The organism is Pseudomonas sp. Colony2 (assembly GCF_019382755.1).
Lineage (GTDB): Bacteria > Pseudomonadota > Gammaproteobacteria > Pseudomonadales > Pseudomonadaceae > Aquipseudomonas.
On the sequence record NZ_CP080030.1, the window covers coordinates 5,127,221 to 5,151,360 of the forward strand.

Genomic DNA, 24,140 nt, shown 5'->3' on the forward strand with positions numbered 1-24,140 from the left:
AGCGAGGCGCCGACAGGCGGGGCAGAGCGCTTTGGTTACTTTGCCGCTTTTGCAAAGTGACTCGCTGTAAGAGCGAAACCATAAGTAGCCGTTACCTAAAAAACGGATATACACCCAACATCAACGTAAAGAACCCGTATAGATTCACCCCCAGCCGTAACGTTTAAGTCGTCTCTATTGAGCAACTAATCCCCCCTCCACTACTGTGACCTCCACCCCAATAACCCCCGCAGGAAGTCATCGTGGAAAGTTCAACGTTAGGCATGATCGTCCTCTCAATGATCGCCCTGTTCGGCGCCGCCGCGTTTTGCTTCGAACAACTCGCCACCCGCGAATCAAAGAAAAAGAAAGCCAAATAAGCTGATCATCAAAAGCAGCAAAACCCCAGTGCTTCAAGGGATACCCCGCCCCCGGGTTATCCCTTTTTTCCGTTCGCCCACCCCACCGTCCTCTATACACCGTCTTAATACCCAAACCCGCAATCAGTGCCCGAACTTGATACCCAACCTCTTAACCTCCCCGCGTCCGCAATCGCGGCTTATTAATCAGGGGAGTTCCACCGTGCTCACACTCAAGTTCATCTATATCGCCAGCGGCCTATGCGCCGTCGGGCTGTTCGCTTATCTGGGCTACGCCCTCATTCGCGCCGAAAAGTTCTAGGGAGCCCCACCATGTACGACATGATTTTTGTAGGCCTCTCCCTGGTGTTTTTCGCCGCGACAACCATGGCCATTGTCGCCATGGGCAAGATTTGAACGGAGCCTCGACATGCTAAGCACTTTGCTGGAATTTGCGCTGGTCCTGGGGTTGATGACCGGGCTCGCCGTGCTGATGGGCAAGTGGCTGACCCGGGTGTTTACCGGAACCCGCCACGCCCTGCCGGAACGTTATACCTATCGCTTGCTGGGCATCGACCCGCTGGAAACCATGAGCTGGGCCCGCTACGGTTCGGCCCTGTTGCTGTCGAACGCCGCGATGATGCTGCTCGGCTATCTCATCCTGCGGTTACAGGCCGTTATGCCGATCAACCCACTCGGGCTGGCCGCACAAACCCCGGACCTGGCGTTCAATACCGCCGCTTCCTTTATCACCAACACCAACTGGCAGGCGTACTCGGGCGAAACCAGCCTGTCGAACTTCAGCCAGATGGCAGTAATCACCTTCCTGATGTTCGTCGGCGCCACCTCGGGCGTGGTCGCCGCAGCCGGTTTTATCCGTGGCCTGAGTCGCTCAAGCTCGGCGGATATCGGCAACTTCTGGGTCGACTTCACTCGCACCCTGTACCGCGTGATGCTGCCGCTGTGCGTGGGCATGGCCCTGGTGTATGTGTGGCAAGGCATGCCGCAGACCTTTTCCTCCCAAGCCCTGGCCACCACCCTGGAAGGCGCGCAGCAACAACTGATTGTCGGCGCCGTGGCGAGCTTTGAATCGATCAAGCATATCGGCACCAACGGCGGCGGCTTCTTCAGCATGAACGCCGCGCACCCGTTCGAAAACCCGACCCCGCTGACCAACGCCCTGCACATCCTCAGCATGTTGCTGATCCCGTCGGCGCTGACCTACACCTTCGGCAGCATGCTGCTCCAACGCCGTCAGGGCTGGGTGTTTTTCGGCACCTTCCTGGTGATGTTCTTAGGCTTTCTCGCGCTGGTGTACGGCGCCGAGCAAAACGGCAACCCGCTGCTGACCCAGGCCGGTGCCAACCAGACGCTGTCCATCGAACAAAGCGGCGGCAATATGGAAGGCAAGGAACTGCGCTTCGGCATTGCCGACAGCAGCCTGTTTATCGCCACCACCACCGCGGCCACCACCGGCTCGGTCAACGCGATGCATGACTCATTGACCCCCATGGGCGGCTTCGTGCCCCTGGCGCAGATGATGCTCAACTGCGTGTTCGGCGGCGACGGCGTGGGCTTTATCAACCTGATCCAGTACGCGCTGCTGACGGTGTTCCTGGTGGGCATGATGATCGGCCGCAGCCCGGAATTCCTCGGCAAGAAGATCGAGGCTCGGGAGATAAAACTGGTGATGCTCTCGGTGCTCGCGCACCCCATCAGCATCCTCGGTTTCACCGCCCTCGCCGCCCTGTGGCCCGACACCATGGCCAGCCTGAATAACCTCGGCCCCCACGGTTTCAGCGAGGTGCTCTACGCCTACACCTCGGGCACCGCCAACAACGGTTCGGCGTTCGCCGGGCTGAACGCCAACACGCCTTTCTTCAACACCACCATTGGCCTCGCGATGCTGGTCGGGCGCTTCTTCACCATGCTGCCGATGCTCGCCGTGGCCGGTTCCCTGGCGATGAAAAAGACCGTGCCTGCCGGCGCCGGCACCATCCCCACCGCAACCCCGCTGTTCATGGTGCTGGTGGTGTTTGTGGTGCTGGTGGTGGGCGGCCTGACTTTCCTGCCGGCGCTCGCGCTCGGCCCGCTGGTGGAGCAACTGCAGTTGCTGTCCGGCCAGACGTACAACTAAGGACACGTTGATGACGACTCAATCGATATTCAAAGGGCTGTTGCGCCCGGTGCTGGTTTCGGCAGTGTTTTTCATGGCGCTGACCGGCCTCGCCTACCCGGTCTTCACCACCTTTGCCGCGCAGTTGCTGTTCCCGTTCCAGGCCCAGGGCTCGCTGATTGAACGCGACGGATTGGTGATCGGCTCGGCGTTGATCGGCCAGGACTTTACCAGGCCCGGCTACTTCCACGGCCGCCCGAGCATGACCCTCGGTACCGACCCGCAAGACCCGAGCAAAAGTGTCTCCCAGCCGTACAACGCCGGTTCCAGCGGCGCCAGCAACCTGGGCCCTACCAGCCAGAAACTGGTGGACCAGGTCGCGGCCCGGGTTAAAGCCTACCGCCAGGACAACGGCCTCGCCGCCGACGCCCAGGTGCCGGTGGATGCGGTCACCGCTTCCGCCTCCGGCCTGGACCCGCATATCTCCGTGGCCAACGCACGCATCCAGCTGGCCCGGGTCGCCCGCCTGCGACAGATCCCCGAAGCCGAACTGCTGCAACTGGTGAACGAAAACACCGCTGCCCGCACCCTCGGTTTGCTCGGCGAACCACGAGTCAATGTGCTGCAACTCAACCTCGCGCTGGACGCCCGTCTGCCTCTGCGCCAGCCCCCCATTGCGGCCAGTGAGTAAGAGATTCCCCCATGATCAAGAATGCTCGTTTACCTCTGTTTGATCGCGCCATCGTGCTCACCGCCTGCGGGGATGCGTTCAAGAAACTGCTGCCCCAGGCGCAGTGGAAAAACCCGGTGATGTTCGTCGTGTACCTGGGCAGCCTCCTCACCACGCTGCTGTGGTTCCAGTCCTTGGGTGGCCAGGGTGAAGCGCCCAGCGGCTTTATCCTCAGCATCTGTTTGTGGCTGTGGTTTACCGTGCTGTTCGCCAACTTTGCCGAGGCCCTGGCCGAAGGCCGCAGCCGTGCCCAGGCCGCCAGCCTGCGCGGGATGAAGCGCCAGACCCTGGCCAAGTTGCTGCAACAACCCAAACACGGCGCCGCATGGCTGCCGACCGAAGCCACGCTGTTGCGCAAAGACCAGGTGGTGTTGATCGAAGCCGGCGACCTGGTGCCGCTGGACGGCGTGGTGATCGAAGGCGTGGCCTCGGTGGATGAAAGCGCAATCACCGGCGAATCGGCACCGGTGATTCGCGAGGCCGGCGGCGACTTTTCCTCGGTCACCGGCGGCACGCGGGTGCTGTCGGACTGGCTGGTGGTGCGCATCAGCGTCAACCCGGGCGAGTCGTTCCTCGACCGCATGATCTCGATGGTCGAATCCGCCAAGCGTCAGAAAACGCCCAACGAAGTCGCCCTGACAATTTTGCTGGTGGGCCTGACCCTGTTGTTCCTGCTGGTGATCGCCACGCTGAGCCCGTACTCGATCTTTGCCGTGGCCATGAGTGGCAATGGCAACGTGATCAGCGCCACGGTGCTGGTGGCGTTGCTGGTGTGCCTGATTCCCACCACCATCGGCGGCCTGCTCTCGGCCATCGGCGTGGCGGGCATGAGCCGCATGATGTCGGCTAATGTGATCGCCACCTCCGGCCGCGCCGTTGAGGCGGCGGGTGACATCGACGTGTTGCTGTTGGACAAGACCGGCACCATCACGTTGGGCAATCGCCAGGCCAGCAGTTTCCTGCCGGCACCGGGGGTCAAGGAAGCTGAACTGGCCGACGCGGCGCAACTGGCGTCCCTGGCCGACGAAACCCCGGAAGGCCGCAGCATCGTGGTGCTGGCCAAGCAGAAGTTCGACATCCGCGCGCGGGACATCAACGCCCTCGGCGCAAGCTTTGTGCACTTCACTGCACAGACCCGCATGAGCGGCGTCGACCTGCCCGAAGGCCGCGGTATTCGCAAGGGTGCAGCGGATGCGATCCGCAGTCATATCGAAGCACTCGGCGGGAGCTTTCCGGCTGCATTGCAGGCCAAGGTCGACGAAGTATCCCGACGCGGCAGCACCCCGCTGGTGGTCTCGGACGGGGCCAAAGCACTCGGCGTGGTGGAGCTCAAGGACGTGGTCAAGGGCGGCATCAAGGAGCGCTTCGCCGAATTGCGGCGCATGGGCATCAAGACCGTGATGATCACCGGCGACAACCGCCTGACCGCCGCCGCGATTGCGGTGGAAGCCGGCGTGGATGACTTCCTCGCCGAGGCGCGCCCGGAAGACAAGCTGCAGCTGATCCGCGACTACCAGGCCCAGGGCAAGCTTGTGGCCATGACCGGCGACGGCACCAACGACGCCCCGGCGCTGGCCCAGGCCGACGTGGCGGTGGCGATGAACAGCGGCACCCAGGCAGCGAAAGAGGCCGGCAACATGGTCGACCTCGACAGCAACCCGACCAAGCTGATCGAAGTGGTCGAGGTGGGCAAACAAATGCTGATGACCCGTGGCGCACTCACCACCTTCAGCGTGGCGAATGACGTGGCGAAATATTTCGCGATCATCCCGGCGGCGTTTGTCGCGACCTATCCGCAACTCGGTGCGTTGAACGTGATGCACCTGAGCAGTCCCAACTCGGCGATCCTCAGTGCGGTGATTTTCAACGCGTTGATCATCGTGGCGCTGATTCCGTTGGCCCTGCGCGGCGTGACGTACCGGGCGATTGGCGCGGCGGCATTGCTCAATCGCAACCTGCTGATCTATGGCCTGGGCGGGGTGCTGGTGCCGTTTGCCGGGATCAAGCTGATTGACCTGGTGCTGACCGGGCTGGGTCTCGTGTAGCACCGCAAACCCAATGTGGGAGCGGGCTTGCTCGCGAATACGGAGTGTCAGCCAACTCGACTGTCACTGACACACCGCTTTCGCGAGCAAGCCCGCTCCCACAATTGAACCGCATTGACCAGGAATGACATGCCCGCATTAAACGAAGAACGCCCCGACCCCGACGCCCTTCTCGCCCGAGTCCAGCAGGAAGAACAGGCCGCCTTGCGCGGCAAACTGCGTATCTACTTCGGCTCCAACGCCGGGGTGGGCAAGACCTGCGCCATGCTTGACGCGGCGCAACGGGAAGTCAGCCTGGGGCGCGACGTACTCGCCGGCGTGGTGGAAACCCACGGCCGCCAGGAAACCGCCAACCTGCTCAACGGCCTCGAACAACTGCCCCGCGCCCACCGCCTGCATCACGATTTCACCCTCACCGAATTCGACCTCGACGCGGCCCTGCAACGCCATCCCGCCGTGCTGCTGGTGGATGAACTGGCCCACAGCAACGTGCCCGGCTCGCGCCACCCGAAACGCTGGCAAGACGTGGAAGAACTGCTCAGCGCCGGCATCGACGTGTGGACCACCCTCAACGTCCAGCACCTGGAAAGCCTTAACGATCTGGTGAGTGGGATCATCGGCATTCGCGTGCGGGAAACCGTACCGGACCACGTGTTCGACAATGCCCACGAAGTGGTCGTCGTGGACCTGCCGCCGGATGATCTGCTGCAACGCTTGAAGGACGGCAAGGTGTACCTGGGGCCCCAGGCCGAGCGCGCCTCGCGGCACTTTTTCCGCAAGGGCAACCTGCTCGCCCTGCGGGAACTGACCCTGCGCCGCACCGCCGACCGGGTCGACACGCAGATGCGCGTGTACCGTCGCGAACAGTCGATCAAGACCCTGTGGCCCGCCCGCGAGCGATTGCTGGTAGGCGTGGCCGGTGACGCCGGTGATGAACGCCTGGTGCGAGAAGCCGCGCGCCTGGCGCAAAAGCTCGAGGCGGACTGGATCGTGGTGCACGTCACGGCAGCCCAGGGCCGCGGCGCCAAGCGTTATCTCACAGCAATGAAAACCCTGGCCCTGGCCAGCGAATTCGGCGCCGACACCGCTACGCTACCGGGCATGGACGTCGCCGAAGCACTGGCCGCCTGTGCCCGGGAACACAACGCCAATCGCCTGGTGCTCGGCCATCATCCGCGCCGGGCATGGCGGTTCTGGCACCAGTCGGTGGGCGACCGGATCAGCCGGCACCATCCGCAGATCGACCAGATCGTGATCGCCCATGGCGTACTGCCGGGCACTGTTCCTGCCATTGAAAAACCTACGCCAGCGCCCGGCAGAACCCTGGCCTACCTCTGGTCCACACTCGCCTGTTTCACCGCCAGCGCCATCGCCGCGCTGCTGCTGCAAGTGTTCGACCTGGCCAACGTGGTGATGCTGTTCCTGCTCACGGTGGTGCTGGTGGCCCTGCGGTTTGGACGCGGCCCCGGCGTGTGGGCAGCGATGCTCGCGGTGCTGTGTTTCGACTTCTTTTTCGTCCAGCCGCGCTACTCGTTTACCGTCAACGACACCCAGTATTTCTTCACCTTCGCGCTGATGCTCGGCATCGCCCTGATCACCGGGCAACTCACCGCCCGCCTGCGCCACGAAGCGCGCACCGCCGCTGCCCGGGAACGCCGCGCTACTTCCCTGGCGCGTCTGGCCCGGGACCTGTCGGCCGCGTTGACCGTGGAGCAGATCAGCGAAGTGGCGCTGCGCACCTTCAGCGGCGTGTTCGAGGCGCGGGTCGGCCTGGCCTTGCCGGACGCCGCGGACGGCGTGCACAGCGTGGGCGCGGGCGGGCTGCCGATCGACGACAGCATCGCCCAATGGACCTACGACCACGGCCAGTCCGCCGGCCAGGGCACCGACACCTTGTCCGCCGCCAAGGGCTGCTACCTGCCGCTCAAGGCGCCGATGCGCGTGCGCGGTGTGCTGGTGCTGGAACTGGCGCAAAGCGAACGCCTCAACGAGCCCGAAGAGCGCCGCCTGCTGGAAGCCTGCATGAGCCAATTGGCGATTGCCTTGGAGCGCGTGCACTTCGTCGAAGTGGCGCAAAGCACGATGGTGCAGATGGAAGGCGAGAAAATGCGCAACACCTTGCTCGCGGCGATTTCCCACGACCTGCGCACGCCCTTGACCACCCTGATCGGCGCGGCCGATACCGCCCTGCCCCATGCGCCGCCGGGGCCGCTGACCGCGTTGCTGCACGGTATTCATGAGCAGGCGACTTCGATGCAACGCCTGATCGAAAACCTGCTGGACATGGCCCGCATGCAGGAGCGCGGTGTGCGACTCAACCGGCAATGGCATCTGCTGGAAGAAATCGTCGGCAGCGCCCTGCGCCAGTTGCGTGAACCACTGGCCCGGCATGTGGTGAACACGACGCTGGACCCTCAATTACCGCTGGTGGAAGTCGACGCGCTGCTGATCGAACGGGTGCTGGTCAACCTGCTGGACAACGCCGCCAAATACACCCCGCCTGGCACGGTCATCACCGTTACCGCCCGTTCCGTTTCCGACAGCATCCTGCTGGAAGTCAGCGACACCGGCCCGGGCAGCGCGCCGGCCAATCTGTTCGAACCGTTTGCCCGTGGCCAGCAGGAATCCTCGGTCGCCGGAATCGGCCTGGGCCTGGCCCTGGCCAAGCGCATCGTCGAAGCCCACGGCGGGCGCATCGAAGCCAGACCCGGCAGCGAGCGCGGCATGCATTTCGTCATCACTTTACCGGCGGGTACTCCGCCCCCAATGGACGCCCTATGAGCACTGCACGCATTCTGATTGTTGAAGACGAGGCCAACATCCGCCGTTTTGTCGGCATCGCCCTGCAGGATGAGGGCTTCCAGGTGTTCGAGGCCGACAGCGTCAAACGCGCGTTGATCCACGCTTCCAGCCGTCAGCCGGACCTGGTGATCGTCGACCTCGGCCTGCCGGACGGCGACGGCAAACAGCTGATCAGCGAGCTGCGGGGATGGCTGGCGGTGCCGATCCTGGTGTTGTCGGCGCGGGATCGCGAAGAGGAAAAAGTCGCCGCCCTGGACGCCGGCGCCGATGACTACCTGACCAAACCCTTCGGCGTACCCGAGTTGCTCGCGCGCATCCGTGCGCAACTGCGCCGTCATGGGCAGACCGGCACCGTGGCGGCCACCAGCAAGGTGGCGTTTGGCGATATCGAGGTGGACCTGGCGACCCATGAAGTGTGGCGCCAAGGCCTTCCGGTGCACCTGACGCCCATCGAATACCGCCTGCTGTGCGCGATGATTCGCGGGCAGAGCCGGGTGCTGACCCATCGGCAATTATTGCTCGAGGTGTGGGGCCTGGATTACGTGGACCGCGCCCACTACCTGCGGGTGCACATGGCGCACCTGCGGCAGAAGCTGGAGGCGGACCCGGCCCAGCCGCAGTACTTCATCACCGAGTTGCAGGTGGGCTACCGGTTGGTAGGCTTGTGAACAGGTGCGCGGCGGCGAAGTCGACAAACACGCGAATTTTCGGCGAGAGGTGCCGGCTGGATGGCCACAGGGCCCAGAACTGGCCCTGGTCATCGGAATGGCCGTCGAGCACGGTTTCCAGCTGGCCCTGGGCGAGTGCTTCGCGGGCCAGGAAGTCTGGCACGTAGGCAATCCCATGGCCGTCCATCGCGGCCCGGAGCATGGCCTCCATGTTGTTCAGGGTCAGCGCGGTGGGCAGGCGCAATTGGGTGATGGCCGGGTTGGCGGACAAGGTCCAATCCATGATTTTGCCGGTGGTGGCGAAGCGGTAACGCAAGCACGGGTGATGCTCCAGTTCGCTCAGGGTTTCTGGCCGACCGTTGGCCCGCAGGTACTCGGGCGATGCACACAGCACAAACCTGAACGGCCCCAGCTTGCGGGCCATCAGGGTCGAATCCGCCAGGCCACCGCTGCGGATGACCACGTCGAAGCCCTCCTCGATCACGTCCACCAGATGATCGTTGAAATCCAGCTCCAGCTCGATCTCGGGGTAGGCTTTGCGGAACGCCATCATGTGCGGAAAGAGAAAGCGATAACCGATGGTGGGCAGGCTGACCCGCAGTTTGCCCCGGGGTGCCTGCATCGCATGGGAAAGCATGGCGCGGGCGTCTTGCAGGTCGTCGAGAATTTTCCGACTGCGCTCGTAGAACAATTGGCCTTCGGCGGTGAGGCTGACCTTGCGCGTACTGCGGTGCAACAGCCGCACATTCAGTGACGCCTCAAGCTTGGCGACATTCTTGCCCACCGCCGAAGCGGAAATCCCCATCGCCCGGGCCGCGCCGGTGAAGCTCAGGGCCTCTGCCGTTTTCACGAAGGCGATCACGCCGCTCAGGTTATCGGTCACGTCATTGCATCCATCCAGTCCGTTATGAACGGAATGTAAGCCAGTTTATCCGCGATTGCATCCTGATTAGAGTCTTTTAATCTTCAAACTCGCGGGAATGCCCCTATGACCACTACAACCGAATCTGCGCCCGCCCATGGCCGATATTCCATCCTGGCGGCCATTTGCCTGGCCGCCCTGGTATTGCCCATGAGCTTTACCGGCGGCGCCGTCGCCACGCCCTTTATCGGCCAGGCATTTGCCGCCCAGCCCAGCCAGCTGGCGTGGATCACCAACGCATTCATGCTGAGTTTCGGCAGCCTGTTGATGGCCGCCGGCACCCTCGCCGACCTCTATGGGAGAAAGCGTCTTTTCTTGTGGGGCATGGCGCTGTTTACCGTGGTCTCCTTGCTGCTGGCAGTGGCACCGGGGATTTTCTGGCTGGATGTGTTGCGTGGTGTGCAGGGCGTCGCGGCGGCTACGGCATTGGCCAGTGGCTGTGCGGCGCTGGCCCAGGAGTTCGACGGGCACGCCCGTACCCGCGCCTTCAGCTTGCTGGGCACCACATTCGGTGCAGGCCTGGCGTTTGGGCCATTGCTGTCGGGGGTGCTGATCGAACACTGGGGCTGGCGCTCGATTTTTCTCGGCACTGCATTATTGGCCGGTATTTCGCTGCTGTTTGCCGCGCCCAAAATGCGTGAAAGCCGCGACCCGCAAGCGCTGCGGCTGGACACCGCTGGTGTACTGACGTTTTCCGCAATGCTGGTAGCCCTGACCACGGCGGTGATCCTCGCGCCGGAGCACGGCTGGACGTCGCCGCTGGTTGATGCCCTGCTGATCGCGGCGGCGGTGTTTTTGCTGGTGTTTATCCTCGTCGAAAACCGCTCCAGCCAACCGATGCTGGAGCTGCGGCTGTTTCGCTTCCCGCGTTTTATTGGCGTGCAGCTCCTGCCGATCGGTACCTGTTACTGCTACATCGTGCTGATCGTGTTGCTGCCCCTGCGGTTTATCGGTGTGGAAGGCGCCAGCGCGCTGGACGCGGGTTTGATGATGCTCGCGTTATCGGCACCGATGCTGGTGGTGCCGATGATCGCCGCATCGCTGACCCGCTGGCTCTCAGCAGGACTGTTGTGTGCCATTGGCTTGCTGATCGCGGCGGTGGGCCTGTGGGGATTAAGCCTGGCCAACCAGCCTGCGCAGACCATAGCCGCAATGCTGGTCATCGGGATCGGTACCGGGCTGCCGTGGGGTTTGATGGATGGTTTGGCGATCAGCGTGGTGCCCAAGGAGCGCGCGGGAATGGCGGCGGGGATTTTCAACACCACCCGCGTGGCCAGTGAAGGCGTGGCGCTGGCGATCACGATGGCAGTATTGGGCGCATTGGTGGCACATCACCTGAAGGGTCTCGCAGGGGCCGACGTGTCAGTGATTGCCCAAGGCCTGGTCATGGGCAACGTGCAACTGGCCTCGGCCGCCCTTCCGCCGGAAGCACTGCGCAGCGCCTACATCGCGGGGTTCAACACCTTGCTGCAACTGCTCGCGGGATTCACCGTGCTGACGGCGTTGGTGGTCCTGGCCTTCATGGGGCGAAACAGCATTGCACCCGTGCAAACCGAACCGGGCATTCAGTCGTTGAGCTGAATCCCAGGCACAAAAAAGCCCGCTCAATGAGCGGGCTTCCTGTGGTACCTGGCGTTCAGCGTTCCAGGTGACCTGAATATGGCGCAGCGGACGGGACTCGAACCCGCGACCCCCGGCGTGACAGGCCGGTATTCTAACCGACTGAACTACCGCTGCGCGTAACACATAAAGCGAATGGTGGGTGATGACGGGATCGAACCGCCGACATTCTGCTTGTAAGGCAGACGCTCTCCCAGCTGAGCTAATCACCCTTCACTTTCGGTGTGGGGCGCATTCTATAGCATTTTTCCGTAATGTCATGATTTAAATGCAATTTATTTAAAATATTTTGTCTTCGACCCCGCGCACCCCGCAAAACCGGCGCTTTGGGTGCAAACGCGAGTCTATTGCGTTTGCCCAAGCCTTGGCCCCACAATTAACAATTATTCTCAATAACACCTGGGCCGGGCCTTATGTCTGTGGGTGAACCGCCGTTCCAACGGGAGATTACCGAGCTGTACAGCGAGCATCACGGCTGGCTGTTCACTTGGTTGCGCCGAAAACTGGGCTGTACCCATAACGCCGCCGACGTGGCGCAGGACACCTTCGCGCGGATTCTGCACGCCCGCGAGTCGGTGACCGCCATCCGCGAACCCCGCGCCTATTTAAGTACCACCGCCAGGCGGCTGATCATCGACCAGGCACGGCGCAAGCAGATTGAGCACGCCTACCTTCAGGAATTGATGCTGACGGTGGAAACCCTGGAAGGTTTCCAGTCGCCCGAACAGATCCACACCACCCTGGAAGCCCTCGAGCACATTGCCTTCATGCTGGAAGGCATGCACGACAACATGCGCCAGGCGTTTGTGCTGTATTACCTCGAAGACCTGACCCAGCAGCAAATCGCCCGACAACTGAAGCTGTCGGAACGTACGGTACGCAAATACCTGATCCAGGCCCTGCTGCATTGCAGCCACAGCGTGGACATCTGAGCCGCGCATGCCCGACTCCCGCCAACAGATCGATGAACAAGCCGCCGAATGGATGATTCGCCTGCACGAAGGTGAATTGACCGAGGCCCAGCGCCAGGCGTTCGAGCGCTGGAAGCAGCAAGGCCCGCAACACGCCGCATCAGCAGCGCGCATGGAAGATGTGATTGCGCGGATGCAGGCCCTGCGCGGGCAAAAGGCACCGGCCCGGGCGGCCTTGAGTGCGGCCTTTCCCAGGCATGGGAAGGCGCGCAAAAACTACGTCCGCGCGTTGGTACTGGCCTGCAGCCTGGGCCTTCCCGCCATGGCGCTGCTCTACAGTCCTTATCCACAACAATGGATGGCCGATGTGCACAACGGCCCCGGCGAATGGAAAACCCTGCGGCTGGCGGACGGCTCGACGCTGACCCTGAACGGCATCAGTGCGGCGAATCTGCATTTCGACAGCCGGCAGCGCCGCATCGAATTGCTGCAAGGCGAGATCCTGGTGGAAGTGGCCCACGATGGCGAACGGCCATTTGTGGTGCAGACCGCCCAAGGCACCCTGCGCGCCCTGGGTACGCGATTTGTGGTCAGGCGCGAGGATGACGTTACGGTGCTGAGCATGCTCGAATCCCGCGTGGCGGCAAAAAGCGCGAACGGGCAGCAGACACTGGAAGTTGATGCGGGCTCGCAGGCGCGACTCAGCAAAGATGCCGTGCGGCTCTCGGGCAGCATCGATACGGCGAGCATCAATGGGGCCTGGCGCCGCCATCAACTGGTGGTGGATAACCGACCGTTGCCGGAAGTGCTGGATGAGATCGCCCGTCACCGTTCGGGCCGCTTGCAGTTTGATCGCGCCGCACTGGCCAGTCTCAAGGTCTCGGCCGTACTTCCCCTGGATGACACCGACCGCACCTTGCAGATGCTGGCTCAAACCCTGCCGATCACGCTGAAAACCTTTACCCCATGGCTGATAATTGTCAGCCCGGATACCGAGAGCAAAAAATAATTATTCGCATTGCTTCCGCTTTTTTTCGGGTTGCCCGTCAAGGAAGGTATACCGATGACTAAAGGACTGCCCTCACCATGCCCTTCCCTTCCAAGCCTCGCAGACGCCTGCTGAGCAGCGCGCCGCTGACCCTCACACTGCTCGCGACGACGCTGCTCAATACCCACTTGGCCCAGGCCGAAACGGTAGCCGTCGCGGCCCAAGCCTACGACATACCTGCCGGGCCGCTGGGCGCCACACTTAACCAGTTCGCCCAGCAAGCGGGCGTGGCTATCGTGTTCCAGTCCCAGAACCTGCAGGGGCTGAATGGGCCGGGGCTGAAAGGCACTTATAGCGTGGACGCAGGGTTCGGCAGGCTGTTACAGGGCAGCGGCTACCGCGTGATCAAAGGTAATCAGGTGTACGCGCTCGAAGCTGACCCTGCGGCCACCGACGCCATGGAACTAGGCCCGACCCAGGTCAGCTCCAACCAGTTGGGCAACGTTACTGAAGGGACTGATTCCTACACTCCAGGCAGCATCGCGACTGCGACGCGGCTGGTGCTGACCCCCAAGGAAACCCCGCAATCGGTGACCGTCGTCACCCGCAAACACATGGATGATTTCGGCCTGAACAACGTCGACGACGTGATGCGCCACACCCCGGGCATCACCGTGTCGGCCTTCGACACCGACCGCACCAACTACTACGCCCGCGGTTTCTCCATCAATAACTTCCAGTACGACGGCATTCCTTCCACCGCGCGCAACGTCGCCTATTCGGCGGGCAATACCCTGAGCGACATGGCGATCTATGATCGGGTCGAAGTGCTTAAAGGCGCCACCGGCCTGCTCACGGGTGCCGGCTCATTGGGTGCCACGATCAACCTGGTGCGCAAGAAACCCACGGCTGACTTCCAGGGCCATGCCAGCCTCGGCGCGGGCTCCTGGGACAACTACCGCAGCGAACTGGACGTCAGCGGCCCGATGACCGAGAGCGGCAACGTCCGTGGCCGGGCCGTCGCGGCGTATCAGGACAAGCGCTCGTTCATGGACCGTTACTCGCGCAAAAGCCCGGTGTACTACGGCATCATGGAATTCGACCTGTCCCCCGACACGATGCTGACCGTGGGCGGCGACTATCAGGACAGCCTGCCCACCGCCTCGAGCTGGTCCGGCAGTTTTCCGCTGATCAACGCCAATGGCGATCGCAATAGCGTAAAGCGCTCGTTCAACAACGCGGCCAACTGGAGCAGTTGGGAGCAATACACCCGTACCGCCTTCGCCATGCTTGAACATGACCTCGGCAACGGCTGGGTGACCAAACTGCAACTGGACCACAAGATCAACGGCTACCATGCACTGATGGCTTCGATTCAGGGTGACGAGCCCCGTGCAGACGGCACCGCACATGTCACTTCGCAAAAATACACCGGGGAAACCGTCAGCGACTCCGCCGACCTGTACGCAAGCGGCCCCTTCAGCCTGGGCGGCCGTGAGCATGAACTGGTGGTGGGGGGCTCCATCGGCATTTCGGACTGGAACGGCAAGGGCTACTGGAACCTCGCCCCCAACCTCGTCGACTTCAATAACTGGCACGGCCACGCCCCCCAACCTTACTGGGGCGCGCCGCAGCAATACATCGACGACACCATTCGCCAGACCGGCGCCTACATGACCACACGCCTGAACCTGGCCGATGACCTGAAGCTGCTGCTCGGTGGCCGCGTGGTCAATTACCACCTGACCGGCAATAACCCGTCCTACCGCGAGACCGGACGCTTCGTACCGTATGTCGGCGTGGTGTATGACCTGGATGAAACCTACTCGGTCTACGCCAGCTACACCGATATCTTCATGCCCCAGGAGAACTACAACCGCGACCGGCAAAACCAGTTGCTTGAGCCGGACGAAGGCCAAAACTACGAGCTGGGCATGAAGGCTGATTTCTTCGACGGACGCCTGAACGCCAGCGCAGCGTACTTCGAGGTCCATGAAAACAACCGCGCCGTTTCCGACGACGACTACAACAACCTGAAACCTACACCGCAGAACTATGCCTACAAAGGCACCAAGGCCGTCACCAAGGGCTACGAGCTTGAAGTGTCCGGCGAGTTGAGCCCGGGCTGGCAGATTCAGGCCGGCTACACCCACAAGGTGGTGCGTGACGACCAGGACCAGAAGATTTCCACGTTCGAGCCCGAAGACCAGGTCAAGCTGTACACCACTTATAAGCTCAAAGGCGACCTGGACAAGCTGACCGTCGGCGGTGGCGTGCGCTGGCAAAGCGTGGGCTGGCAGGACATCTACAACACCCCCCATGGCGGTTATGAAGAGTTCTCCCAGGAGGCGTACTGGCTGGTGGACTTGATGACCCGTTACCAGATCACCAAGAACGTGTCGGCGACGCTGAACGTCAACAACATCTTCGACAAGTCCTACTACACCAACATCGGCTTCTATAACTCCGCCGCTTATGGTGAGCCGCGCAACTTTATGGTCACCACCCGCTGGGATTTCTGAACCCAATTAAAAACGCCCCCGATCACGGTACATGATCGGGGGCGTTTTTCTGACTGGTGTTTTTAGCAAACCCCAGACAGCAAAAAGCCCGCTCAATGAGCGGGCTTCCTGTGGTACCTGGCGTTCAGCGTTCCAGGTGACCGAATATGGCGCAGCGGACGGGACTCGAACCCGCGACCCCCGGCGTGACAGGCCGGTATTCTAACCGACTGAACTACCGCTGCGCGTAACACATAAAGCGAATGGTGGGTGATGACGGGATCGAACCGCCGACATTCTGCTTGTAAGGCAGACGCTCTCCCAGCTGAGCTAATCACCCTTCACTTTCGGTGTGGCGCGCATTCTACGGAGCGACCCATGGTCTGGCAAGCACTTTCTTAAATAATTTTTTTCAGGCCTTCCAATGGCTTAGCGAGGGTTGGCCTATGACGCCATGAGGAGAATAATGCCCCCCTTTGTATATAAGGAGAGACTCACCCCATGTGGTTCAAAAACCTGCTTATCTATCGCCTGACCCAAGATCTGCCTGTTGATGCCGAGGCGTTGGAAACTGCACTGGCCACCAAACTGGCGCGCCCTTGTGCAAGCCAGGAATTGACCACTTACGGTTTCGTCGCCCCTTTCGGTAAAGGCGAAGACGCGCCACTGGTGCACGTCAGCGGTGATTTCCTGCTGATCGCTGCGCGCAAGGAAGAACGTATCCTGCCGGGTAGCGTGGTGCGTGATGCGGTGAAGGAAAAGGTCGAAGAGATCGAAGCCGAGCAAATGCGCAAGGTCTACAAAAAGGAACGCGACCAGATCAAGGATGAAATCATCCAGGCCTTCCTGCCGCGCGCGTTCATCCGTCGCTCGTCGACCTTCGCCGCCATCGCGCCGAAACAAGGCCTGATCCTGGTGAACTCCGCCAGCCCGAAACGTGCCGAAGACCTGCTGTCCACCCTGCGTGAAGTGATCGGCACCCTGCCGGTACGTCCGCTGACCGTGAAAACCGCGCCAACCGCCATCATGACCGACTGGGTCACCACCCAGAAACCGGCCGATGACTTCTTCGTCCTCGACGAATGCGAACTGCGCGACACCCACGAAGACGGCGGCATCGTGCGCTGCAAACGCCAGGACCTGACCGGCGAAGAGATCCAACTGCACCTGACCACCGGCAAAGTCGTGACCCAGTTGTCCCTGGCTTGGCAGGACAAGCTGTCCTTCATGCTGGACGACAAAATGACCGTCAAGCGCCTGAAGTTCGAAGACCTGCTGCAGGATCAGGCGGAACAGGACGGCGGCGACGAAGCACTGGGCCAGCAGGACGCTAGCTTTACCCTGATGATGCTGACGTTTGGCGACTTCCTGCCGGCGTTGGTTGAGGCACTGGGTGGCGAAGAAACCCCACAAGGTATCTAAAGCCTTGTGAAGATCAAAATGTGGGAGCGGGCTTGCTCGCGAATGCGTCCTTTCAGTTGATATCTTCCTGGCTGACACACCGCATTCGCGAGCAAGCCCGCTCCCACATTTGATCGCATGCGCACTTCCAAAATCGAATAACAAGGACCAACCCCATGCGTGCACTCGCCGCCTTGAGCCGTTTCGTCGGCAATACCTTCGCCTACTGGGTGCTGATTTTTGCCGTGGTTGCGTTCCTGCAACCCGCCTGGTTTCTCGGCCTCAAAGGCGCCATCGTGCCGCTGTTGGGCCTGGTGATGTTCGGCATGGGGCTGACCCTCAAACTTGAAGATTTCGCTGAAGTCGCGCGCCATCCGTGGCGCGTGGCATTGGGTGTGGTCGCGCATTTCGTGATCATGCCCGGCGTGGCCTGGCTGTTGTGCCAGGTCTTTCACCTGCCACCGGAAATTGCCGTCGGTGTGATCCTCGTCGGCTGCTGCCCGAGCGGCACGTCGTCCAACGTCATGACCTGGCTGGCCCGAGGCGACCTGGCCCTGTCGGTGGCCATTGCCGCCGTCACCACCCTCCTCGCTCCGCTGCTGACGCCCGCGCTGATCTGGCTGCTGGCCTCGGCCTGGTTGCCGGTGTCGTTCATGGAGTTGTTCTGGTCGATCCTGCAAGTGGTGCTGTTGCCGATCGTGCTCGGTGTGTTGGCGCAGCGCTTGCTGGGTACCCGGGTACGGCATGCGGTCGAGGTGTTGCCGCTGGTGTCGGTGGTCAGCATCGTGGCGATCGTCGCCGCCGTGGTGGCGGCCAGCCAGGCGAAGATTGCCGAGTCGGGCCTGCTGATCATGGCGGTGGTGATCCTGCATAACACCTTTGGCTTCCTGCTGGGCTATTTCACCGGCCGTGTGTTCGGGCTGCCGCTGGCACAACGCAAATCCCTGTCGCTGGAAGTGGGCATGCAGAACTCCGGCTTGGGCGCCGCACTGGCAAGTGCGCATTTCTCGCCGCTGGCGGCGGTGCCGAGTGCGCTGTTCAGCGTCTGGCACAATATTTCCGGGGCACTCCTGGCTACGTACTTCCGGCGGATGAGCGAAAAGGAAGACCGCGAATTGTTGGCGGGCAAGTCCGAAACTTGATCACCTGATCAATATTCGGCAATCTACCGGGCTTCGCGGGGACGACCCTGCGACGCAATCAAGCGCTTAATCCGGGGACGACCCCACTTCTAAGAAGGGAGGTCATCATGTCCTGGATCATTCTGTTTTTTGCCGGACTGTTTGAAGTCGGCTGGGCCGTCGGACTGAAATACACCGACGGTTTCAGCAAGCCACTGCCCACGGCCCTGACGATTGCCGCCATGGCCGTCAGCCTCGGGTTGCTGGGGTTGGCCATGAAGGAACTGCCGCTGGGCACCGCCTATGCCATCTGGACCGGAGTCGGTGCAGTGGGCACGGTGATTGCCGGGATTATCCTGTTCGGGGAGTCCATGGCGCTGTTTCGACTGGCCAGTGTGGCGTTGATTATCTGCGGGCTTATTGGGCTCAAGATCAGCGCTTAGGCCACTACCGCCTTCGCGAGCAAGCCCGCTCCCACATTTGGAATGCATTCCAAGTGTGGGAGCGGGCTTGCTCGCGAAGAGGCCCTCAAATACACCCAAAAACTACCTGACACTCCCGCGCAATTCCCCCACCACCCCATGCAACGCCTCGGGCGTCGCCGCCTCCACCGTCACCGGCGCGCCGGCCACCAGGGTCACTCGCGACCAGATCCGGTGGAAGAAGCCCTTGTTCGGATCGCGACTGAAGAAACTCCCCCACAACCCCTGCAACGCCATCGGAATCACCGGCACCGGCGTCTCTCCAAGAATCCGCGTCACGCCGCTTCTGAACTCGTTCATCTCGCCATCGGAGGTCAATTTTCCTTCCGGGAAGATGCACACCAGCTCGCCGTCCTTAAGGTAGTGGGCAATCCGCTGGAAGGCCTTTTCGTAGATCTGGATGTCCTCATGCCGCCCGGCAATCGGAATCGCCCCGGCAGTGCGGAAGATAAAGTTCAAAACCGGCAGGTTGTAGATCTTGTAGTACATGACAAAACGAATCGGCCGACGCACCGAACCGGCAATCAACAGCGCATCGACAAACGACACGTGATTGCACACCAGCAACGCCGCGCCCTCGTCTGGGATCAGCTCGAGGTTCTTGTGCTCGACGCGGTACATGGAATGGCTGAGCAGCCAGATCATGAAACGCATGGTGAACTCGGGCACGATCTTGAAGATGTAGGTGTTGACCGCGATGTTCAGCAGCGACACCACCAGGAACAGCTCGGGAATCGACAGCTTGGCCACGCTCAGCAGCAGGATCGAGACGATCGCCGAGACCACCATGAACAGCGCATTGAGAATGTTGTTGGCCGCGATCACCCGCGCCCGCTCGTTCTCGGCGGTACGCGACTGAATCAACGCGTACAGCGGCACGATATAGAAGCCGCCGAATACGCCAAGGCCGAGGATATCGAACAACACCCACCACGCCTGGCCGTAACTCAGCACGGCGATCCAGTCGTTGGCCTGGACGTTCTGTGGGAAGCCGCCGGAATGCCACCACAGCAGCAGGCCGAACACGGTCAAACCGAACGAGCCGAACGGCACCAGGCCGATCTCGACTTTGCGCCCGGAGAGCTTTTCGCACAGCATCGAACCCAGTGCGATGCCCACCGAGAACACCGTGAGGATCAGCGTTACCACCGTCTCGTCGCCGTACATCCATTCCTTGGCGTAGGCCGGGATTTGCGTCAGGTAGATCGCGCCGACAAACCAGAACCACGAGTTGCCGACAATCGAGCGCGACACCGCCGGTGTCTGCCCCAGGCCGAGCTTCAAGGTGGCCCAGGACTGACTGAAGATATTCCAGTTCAGGCGCATCTCGGGGCTGGACGCCGCCGCGCGCGGAATGCTGCGGCTGGCCAGGTAGCCCAGCACCGCAATGCCGACGATGGCCGTCGAGACCACCGGCGCGTAATGGGTGGACGACATCATGATCCCGGCGCCAATGGTGCCCGCGAGGATCGCGAGGAACGTGCCCATTTCCACCAGGCCATTGCCGCCCACCAGCTCATCTTCGTGCAGGGCCTGGGGCATGATCGAGTACTTCACCGGCCCGAACAGCGCCGAGTGCGTGCCCATGGCAAACAGCGCCAGCAGCATCAGCTCCAGGTGGTTGAACATGAAACCCACCGCGCCCACGGACATGATCACGATTTCGCCGATCTTGATCACCCGGATCAGCGCGTCCTTGTTGAACTTCTCGCCAAATTGCCCGGCCAGGGCCGAGAACAGGAAGAACGGCAGGATAAACAGCAACGCGCAGAGATTGACCCAGATCGAGCGGTCGCCCTCGATGGTCAGCTTGTAGAGAATCGCCAGGATCAACGACTGCTTGAATATATTGTCGTTGAACGCACCAAGGGACTGGGTAATGAAGAACGGCAGGAAACGCCGTTTGCGCAGCAAAGTGAATTGCGAGGGGTGGCTCATCGTCCGTGTTCCTGCGTGGCCTGAAGGCTGTTATTGGTTTTTCCAGGCCACGACTTTACCTAATCCTGCTTACTTATTCGCTAGTCCTGCAATGCACGGCGATACAAAAAGCTCGCCTTTATAGGCGCCCTGCACCGTGCGCTTGGCGACAATCAGCCACATCAGCGCCAGCGCCGCCACCAACACGCAACCAACGATGCTGAAAAAACCCAGGTGCAAGGTGCTCGCCAGTTTCAGCGTGGCCAGCGAGTACACGCCCAACGGGAAGGTGAATCCCCACCAGCCAAGGTTGAACGGAATACCGGCCCGCAGGTAACGCAGGGTGATCAGCACCGCGATCAGCATCCACCACAAGCCGAAGCCCCACAGGGTGATGCCTGCGACCAGGCCGATGCCGTTGGCCATCTCACCGACGCCGGGCAGACCGTTGGCGGCAAAGATGGCAGGTGCATCACCGCCCAGTACCAGCATGCCCAGGGCACCGGTGCCGATGGGACCGAGAGCCAGCCAGCTCGACGCGGCCATATTGGCGTGTGGCAGTTTATGCAGGGCCATGCGCAGCATCAGGATGGTCAGGATGCTGAACGCCACCGGCAGGGAAAACGCCCACAGCACGTAGCTGGTCACCAGCATCACCAGTTGCGAATGGGCGTCGGCCAGGTGCGGCGCCAGCAGGCCACCGCTGGCGGCGGCGACTTCCGCGGCCACCACCGGCAACAGCCACACGGCAGTCATCTGGTCGATACTGTGTTCCTGACGGGTGAACATCATGAACGGGATCAGCACCCCGCAGGCCAGGGCCATCGCGACGTCGAGCCACCACAGCACCTCGGCCAGTTGCACCACGCCATCCCCCCAGCGCGGCACGCCAAACAGCAGGAAGCCGTTGATAATGGTCGCCAGGCCCATGGGGATGGTGCCGAAGAACATCGACACCGTGGAGTGCCCGAAAATGCGCCGGGCCTCGTGGAAAAACATCACCCAGCGCGCCGCATACAGCACGCTGAACAGCACAAACAGGCCGATGGTAAACAGCCACAGCCCTTCGGCCACGGCGTGCAGCCCCGCCAGGTTGACCGGCAATTGCGCCAGCGCCAACGCCAGCACCCCGGTGCCCATGGTGGCGGCAAACCAGTTGGGGGTGAACTGGCGAATCACTTCCCGGGGACGGGTCAGGTGACTGAAGGGTTTCAAGCTGCTGTGAAGCGTATTCGGGCAAGTCATGGTGTAGTCCTCTTCCTCGCATGAGGTTGAGACCATGGTAGAACCGAATCGAATATCTATATAACGGGTAATATCTCTAACTGTTATCTGTTTTGTAGATATGTGATTAAACGCTGCCTTCGGTTTCAATCACCAGAATCCGTGCGGGGCCCTGTGGATGGGCCACATGCTCGGTGCCGACACTGGCGTAGAAGATGTCGCCTACCTGAAGCAAGGCCATCTGTTCGCTGCCGTTTTCGCGATAGTGCATCTGCACCTGGCCATCAAGCACCACGAACACCTCTTCGCCGTCATTCACGTGCCAGCGATACGGCTGGTCGGTCCAATGCAAACGGGTGGTGATGCCGTTCATATTGGCGATGTCCAGCGCCTCCCAGGCGCGGCTGCCGGTGAATTCTTTGCTGCGGATGATCTTCATGGGTGAATCCCAAGGCGTAAGGGTGACGAATTATTACCGAATCAATTACCCGCCGTCGCCCTGCTCTTCGCCAAATCCTGCATTAGCAACGCCACCAACGCGCCGAGTGCCAATACGATCAGCACCACGCCATAACCGTCGGTGGTGGCGATCAAACCGAAGGTGCGCGTCAAGTTGCCCGCCAACAGCGACGGCACACAGAACGCCAGGTAACTCAGCACATAGAACGCCGACATCAAGCCCGCCCGCTCATGGGGCAAGGCCAACGGCAAAACACTGCGCAGCGCACCGAGGAATCCCGAGCCAAAACCACCGCCGGCGATCAGCGTGGCAATGAAGAACAGCGGCAGGCTGGCGCTGTGGACGGCCGTGAGGATCAGCGCAACACCCACCGCCAGCAGCACGGCGCCCAACCGCAGGACTTTGTCCGCCGGGCGGTTGCGCAGGCTGAAAATCATCACCGCACCGCTCAGCGTCAACACCGCCACCAGCCCGCCGCCGATCAGGTTCGAGGTGGACCCGGTCGCCGCCCGCACCAGCGAGGGCGCCAGGGACAGATAAAAACCGCCCATGGCCCATACGGCTACGTCTACCGGCAACGAGATCCACAAGGCGCGTCGGGCCTGGGGCGGTACATGCAAGGTGGGCCATAGCGAGGCCAGGGCCCCCGGAATCCGGCTGACTGTCTCCGGCAGGCGCCAGACGTACAATGCCTGCAGGATCATCAACCCGAGCAGGGTCCAGTAAATCAACGTGGTCGGCATCGGCGCGAACTCCACCAGCAGGCTGCAGCCCATGGCCCCGCAGGCCATGCCCAGCAAAGGCGCTACGCTGTTGATCAGCGGGCCTTGCTGGCGGTCGGTGTCGAGCAATGCGGCGCCCAGTACGGCGGTGGCCATGCCGGTGGCAAAGCCTTGTACCGTGCGGGCGGCAATCAGCCAGCCGACGCTGTCGGCATTGATAAACAGCAGCATCGCCAGCATATCGAGGAGCAGCGCGGCAAAAATTACCGGCTTGCGCCCCAGGTGGTCCGACAGTGAACCCACGGTCAGCAATGCAGCCAGCAGGCTCAAGGCGTAAATGCCAAATACCAGGGTCAACATCGCCGCCGAAAAGTGCAGGCCCTCTTGATAGAGGTGGTACAACGGGGTCGGCGCGCTGGAGGCGGCGAGAAACGTCAGCAAGGTGATCGCCAGAAACACCAGGCTGGAACGATGAGAAGTAACGCTGGACATGGGCACGCTCCGCTAAAGCTAATATTTTGCTTTTGCGGAGTGTGCTACCGGATGGCGCTTAAAGCAAATTCTTTGTGTTAAGGTTTTACGCATGGCGATAAAAGAAGGCCTCCGCCCGGGGGGCCGTAGTGCCCGGGTCCAGGAATCAGTGCATTCGGCGGTGCGTGAATTGCTCGAAGAGCAGGACCGTTCCAGCGTGACCGTGCCGCAGATAGCCACGCGCGCCGGAGTGACGCCTTCGACCATCTACCGGCGCTGGGGTGACTTGGCGGCGCTGCTGGCCGATGTTGCGATGGCCCGTCTGCGCCCGGACAGTGAGCCGGCTGATACCGGCAGCCTGCGCGGAGACCTGCGGGCCTGGGGTGAGCAATACCGCGATGAGATGAGCTCGGACCTTGGCCGCGAGATGATGCGTGATGTGCAATGCAGTCAGGCGCCGGGGTATTGCGTGGGGATTCTCACCGGGCAGTTGGAGACGATCCTGGATCGGTACACCGACGACGCCGGGACACTTCCCAGCGTGGATCGGCTGATCAATTTGATTGTTGCGCCAACCGTGTTTCGCAGTTTGTTTTCTACTGTACCGTTGGAGGTTGAGGAGCTGCATGAGTTGATTGAGTTGGCTTTGCGGGGGTGAGGTGGTTTTTGGGTTTGGGTTTGGGTTTGGGTGTATATCCGTT

General features: G+C 61.7%; 19 protein-coding genes and 4 tRNA genes. 14 read left to right on the forward strand and 9 right to left on the reverse strand.

Annotation, left to right across the window (positions count from 1 at the left end; translation table 11 throughout):
- The first annotated feature begins 561 nt into the window (after positions 1-561).
- The 6 genes from kdpF to JV201_RS20390 all read left to right on the forward strand — a co-directional run bounded on the left by kdpF (position 562) and on the right by JV201_RS20390 (position 8,699).
- Positions 562-660, forward strand: coding sequence for a K(+)-transporting ATPase subunit F (gene kdpF, locus JV201_RS20365; RefSeq protein WP_003219423.1), 99 nt, complete (start codon positions 562-564; stop codon positions 658-660).
- Positions 661-768: 108 nt separating this feature from the next.
- Complete coding sequence (kdpA, locus tag JV201_RS20370; protein WP_177010104.1) at positions 769-2,475, forward strand: potassium-transporting ATPase subunit KdpA; 1,707 nt, start codon at positions 769-771, stop codon at positions 2,473-2,475.
- A gap of 10 nt (positions 2,476-2,485) precedes the next feature.
- Entirely contained in the window at positions 2,486-3,145 is a 660-nt protein-coding gene (kdpC, locus tag JV201_RS20375; RefSeq protein ID WP_177069393.1) for a K(+)-transporting ATPase subunit C, read from the forward strand.
- An 11-nt stretch (positions 3,146-3,156) separates the two neighbouring features.
- The gene (gene kdpB / locus JV201_RS20380) at positions 3,157-5,229 is read left to right on the forward strand and encodes a potassium-transporting ATPase subunit KdpB (RefSeq protein WP_219405980.1); all 2,073 of its coding nucleotides are present in this window, start codon (positions 3,157-3,159) and stop codon (positions 5,227-5,229) included.
- A gap of 129 nt (positions 5,230-5,358) precedes the next feature.
- Positions 5,359-8,010, forward strand: coding sequence for a sensor histidine kinase KdpD (locus JV201_RS20385; protein ID WP_219405981.1), 2,652 nt, complete (start codon positions 5,359-5,361; stop codon positions 8,008-8,010).
- Positions 8,007-8,699: a response regulator gene (locus JV201_RS20390; RefSeq protein WP_003219430.1), complete on the forward strand. Its 693-nt coding sequence runs from the start codon at positions 8,007-8,009 to the stop codon at positions 8,697-8,699. Before JV201_RS20385 ends, JV201_RS20390 begins: the two co-directional genes overlap by 4 nt.
- On the opposite strand, the gene JV201_RS20395 is transcribed toward JV201_RS20390, so the two are convergent.
- Positions 8,659-9,582, reverse strand: coding sequence for a LysR family transcriptional regulator (locus JV201_RS20395; protein WP_219405982.1), 924 nt, complete (start codon positions 9,580-9,582; stop codon positions 8,659-8,661). The two genes, JV201_RS20390 and JV201_RS20395, sit on opposite strands and share 41 nt — an antisense overlap.
- Before the next feature lie 105 nt (positions 9,583-9,687).
- Here JV201_RS20395 and JV201_RS20400 point away from each other — a divergent pair, with 105 nt between their 5' ends.
- Positions 9,688-11,202 carry an MFS transporter gene (locus JV201_RS20400; protein ID WP_219405983.1) on the forward strand — a complete coding sequence of 505 codons (1,515 nt, stop codon included), beginning with the start codon at positions 9,688-9,690 and terminating at the stop codon, positions 11,200-11,202.
- A gap of 79 nt (positions 11,203-11,281) precedes the next feature.
- Here JV201_RS20400 and JV201_RS20405 read toward each other — a convergent pair.
- Both JV201_RS20405 and JV201_RS20410 read right to left on the reverse strand, forming a co-directional pair.
- Positions 11,282-11,358, reverse strand: a tRNA-Asp gene (locus tag JV201_RS20405).
- A gap of 19 nt (positions 11,359-11,377) precedes the next feature.
- Positions 11,378-11,453 (reverse strand) — tRNA-Val (locus tag JV201_RS20410).
- A gap of 201 nt (positions 11,454-11,654) precedes the next feature.
- On the opposite strand from JV201_RS20410, the gene JV201_RS20415 reads away from it, so the two are divergent.
- The 3 genes from JV201_RS20415 to JV201_RS20425 all read left to right on the forward strand — a co-directional run bounded on the left by JV201_RS20415 (position 11,655) and on the right by JV201_RS20425 (position 15,662).
- A complete protein-coding gene (locus JV201_RS20415; RefSeq protein ID WP_008430460.1) occupies positions 11,655-12,173 on the forward strand; it encodes a sigma-70 family RNA polymerase sigma factor in 519 nt (172 codons plus the stop codon).
- Between the two features lie 7 nt (positions 12,174-12,180).
- Entirely contained in the window at positions 12,181-13,161 is a 981-nt protein-coding gene (locus tag JV201_RS20420; RefSeq protein WP_177010111.1) for a FecR family protein, read from the forward strand.
- Between the two features lie 77 nt (positions 13,162-13,238).
- Positions 13,239-15,662: a TonB-dependent siderophore receptor gene (locus JV201_RS20425; RefSeq protein WP_219405984.1), complete on the forward strand. Its 2,424-nt coding sequence runs from the start codon at positions 13,239-13,241 to the stop codon at positions 15,660-15,662.
- Positions 15,663-15,809: 147 nt separating this feature from the next.
- Here the strand turns inward: JV201_RS20425 and JV201_RS20430 are convergent.
- A tRNA-Asp gene (locus tag JV201_RS20430) sits at positions 15,810-15,886 on the reverse strand.
- A 19-nt stretch (positions 15,887-15,905) separates the two neighbouring features.
- A tRNA-Val gene (locus JV201_RS20435) sits at positions 15,906-15,981 on the reverse strand.
- A 161-nt stretch (positions 15,982-16,142) separates the two neighbouring features.
- On the opposite strand from JV201_RS20435, the gene rdgC reads away from it, so the two are divergent.
- The 3 genes from rdgC (at position 16,143) to sugE (ending at position 18,606) form a co-directional block, all read left to right on the forward strand.
- The gene (gene rdgC / locus JV201_RS20440) at positions 16,143-17,063 is read left to right on the forward strand and encodes a recombination-associated protein RdgC (RefSeq protein WP_008430455.1); all 921 of its coding nucleotides are present in this window, start codon (positions 16,143-16,145) and stop codon (positions 17,061-17,063) included.
- A 155-nt stretch (positions 17,064-17,218) separates the two neighbouring features.
- Positions 17,219-18,184, forward strand: coding sequence for a bile acid:sodium symporter family protein (locus tag JV201_RS20445; protein ID WP_008430453.1), 966 nt, complete (start codon positions 17,219-17,221; stop codon positions 18,182-18,184).
- Positions 18,185-18,291: 107 nt separating this feature from the next.
- Positions 18,292-18,606 (forward strand): quaternary ammonium compound efflux SMR transporter SugE, encoded by a 315-nt coding sequence (sugE, locus tag JV201_RS20450; protein WP_003190128.1) that lies wholly within the window; start codon positions 18,292-18,294, stop codon positions 18,604-18,606.
- A 102-nt stretch (positions 18,607-18,708) separates the two neighbouring features.
- Here sugE and JV201_RS20455 read toward each other — a convergent pair whose 3' ends face one another.
- From JV201_RS20455 to JV201_RS20470, 4 genes are all read right to left on the reverse strand, one after another.
- Positions 18,709-20,583 (reverse strand): MFS transporter, encoded by a 1,875-nt coding sequence (locus tag JV201_RS20455; RefSeq protein ID WP_003212372.1) that lies wholly within the window; start codon positions 20,581-20,583, stop codon positions 18,709-18,711.
- 69 nt (positions 20,584-20,652) lie between these two features.
- Entirely contained in the window at positions 20,653-21,807 is a 1,155-nt protein-coding gene (locus JV201_RS20460) for a TDT family transporter (RefSeq protein WP_008430443.1), read from the reverse strand.
- 106 nt (positions 21,808-21,913) lie between these two features.
- Positions 21,914-22,225, reverse strand: coding sequence for a hypothetical protein (locus JV201_RS20465; RefSeq protein WP_003212380.1), 312 nt, complete (start codon positions 22,223-22,225; stop codon positions 21,914-21,916).
- Positions 22,226-22,266: 41 nt separating this feature from the next.
- Entirely contained in the window at positions 22,267-23,460 is a 1,194-nt protein-coding gene (locus JV201_RS20470) for an MFS transporter (protein WP_003212382.1), read from the reverse strand.
- Between the two features lie 91 nt (positions 23,461-23,551).
- On the opposite strand from JV201_RS20470, the gene JV201_RS20475 reads away from it, so the two are divergent.
- A complete protein-coding gene (locus tag JV201_RS20475; RefSeq protein WP_032898567.1) occupies positions 23,552-24,097 on the forward strand; it encodes a TetR/AcrR family transcriptional regulator in 546 nt (181 codons plus the stop codon).
- Positions 24,098-24,140: the final 43 nt, after the last annotated feature.

Excerpts from the sequence above, each read along its gene's own strand:
- kdpA (WP_177010104.1), top strand. The coding sequence starts at position 769 with ATGCTAAGCACTTTGCTGGAATTTGCGCTGGTCCTGGGGTTGATGACC.
- kdpC (WP_177069393.1), top strand. The coding sequence starts at position 2,486 with ATGACGACTCAATCGATATTCAAAGGGCTGTTGCGCCCGGTGCTGGTT.
- kdpB (WP_219405980.1), top strand. The coding sequence starts at position 3,157 with ATGATCAAGAATGCTCGTTTACCTCTGTTTGATCGCGCCATCGTGCTC.
- JV201_RS20385 (WP_219405981.1), top strand. The coding sequence starts at position 5,359 with ATGCCCGCATTAAACGAAGAACGCCCCGACCCCGACGCCCTTCTCGCC.
- JV201_RS20390 (WP_003219430.1), top strand. The coding sequence starts at position 8,007 with ATGAGCACTGCACGCATTCTGATTGTTGAAGACGAGGCCAACATCCGC.
- JV201_RS20400 (WP_219405983.1), top strand. The coding sequence starts at position 9,688 with ATGACCACTACAACCGAATCTGCGCCCGCCCATGGCCGATATTCCATC.
- JV201_RS20415 (WP_008430460.1), top strand. The coding sequence starts at position 11,655 with ATGTCTGTGGGTGAACCGCCGTTCCAACGGGAGATTACCGAGCTGTAC.
- JV201_RS20420 (WP_177010111.1), top strand. The coding sequence starts at position 12,181 with ATGCCCGACTCCCGCCAACAGATCGATGAACAAGCCGCCGAATGGATG.
- JV201_RS20425 (WP_219405984.1), top strand. The coding sequence starts at position 13,239 with ATGCCCTTCCCTTCCAAGCCTCGCAGACGCCTGCTGAGCAGCGCGCCG.
- rdgC (WP_008430455.1), top strand. The coding sequence starts at position 16,143 with ATGTGGTTCAAAAACCTGCTTATCTATCGCCTGACCCAAGATCTGCCT.
- JV201_RS20445 (WP_008430453.1), top strand. The coding sequence starts at position 17,219 with ATGCGTGCACTCGCCGCCTTGAGCCGTTTCGTCGGCAATACCTTCGCC.
- sugE (WP_003190128.1), top strand. The coding sequence starts at position 18,292 with ATGTCCTGGATCATTCTGTTTTTTGCCGGACTGTTTGAAGTCGGCTGG.
- JV201_RS20455 (WP_003212372.1), bottom strand. The coding sequence starts at position 20,583 with ATGAGCCACCCCTCGCAATTCACTTTGCTGCGCAAACGGCGTTTCCTG.
- JV201_RS20460 (WP_008430443.1), bottom strand. The coding sequence starts at position 21,807 with ATGACTTGCCCGAATACGCTTCACAGCAGCTTGAAACCCTTCAGTCAC.
- JV201_RS20465 (WP_003212380.1), bottom strand. The coding sequence starts at position 22,225 with ATGAAGATCATCCGCAGCAAAGAATTCACCGGCAGCCGCGCCTGGGAG.
- JV201_RS20470 (WP_003212382.1), bottom strand. The coding sequence starts at position 23,460 with ATGTCCAGCGTTACTTCTCATCGTTCCAGCCTGGTGTTTCTGGCGATC.
- JV201_RS20475 (WP_032898567.1), top strand. The coding sequence starts at position 23,552 with ATGGCGATAAAAGAAGGCCTCCGCCCGGGGGGCCGTAGTGCCCGGGTC.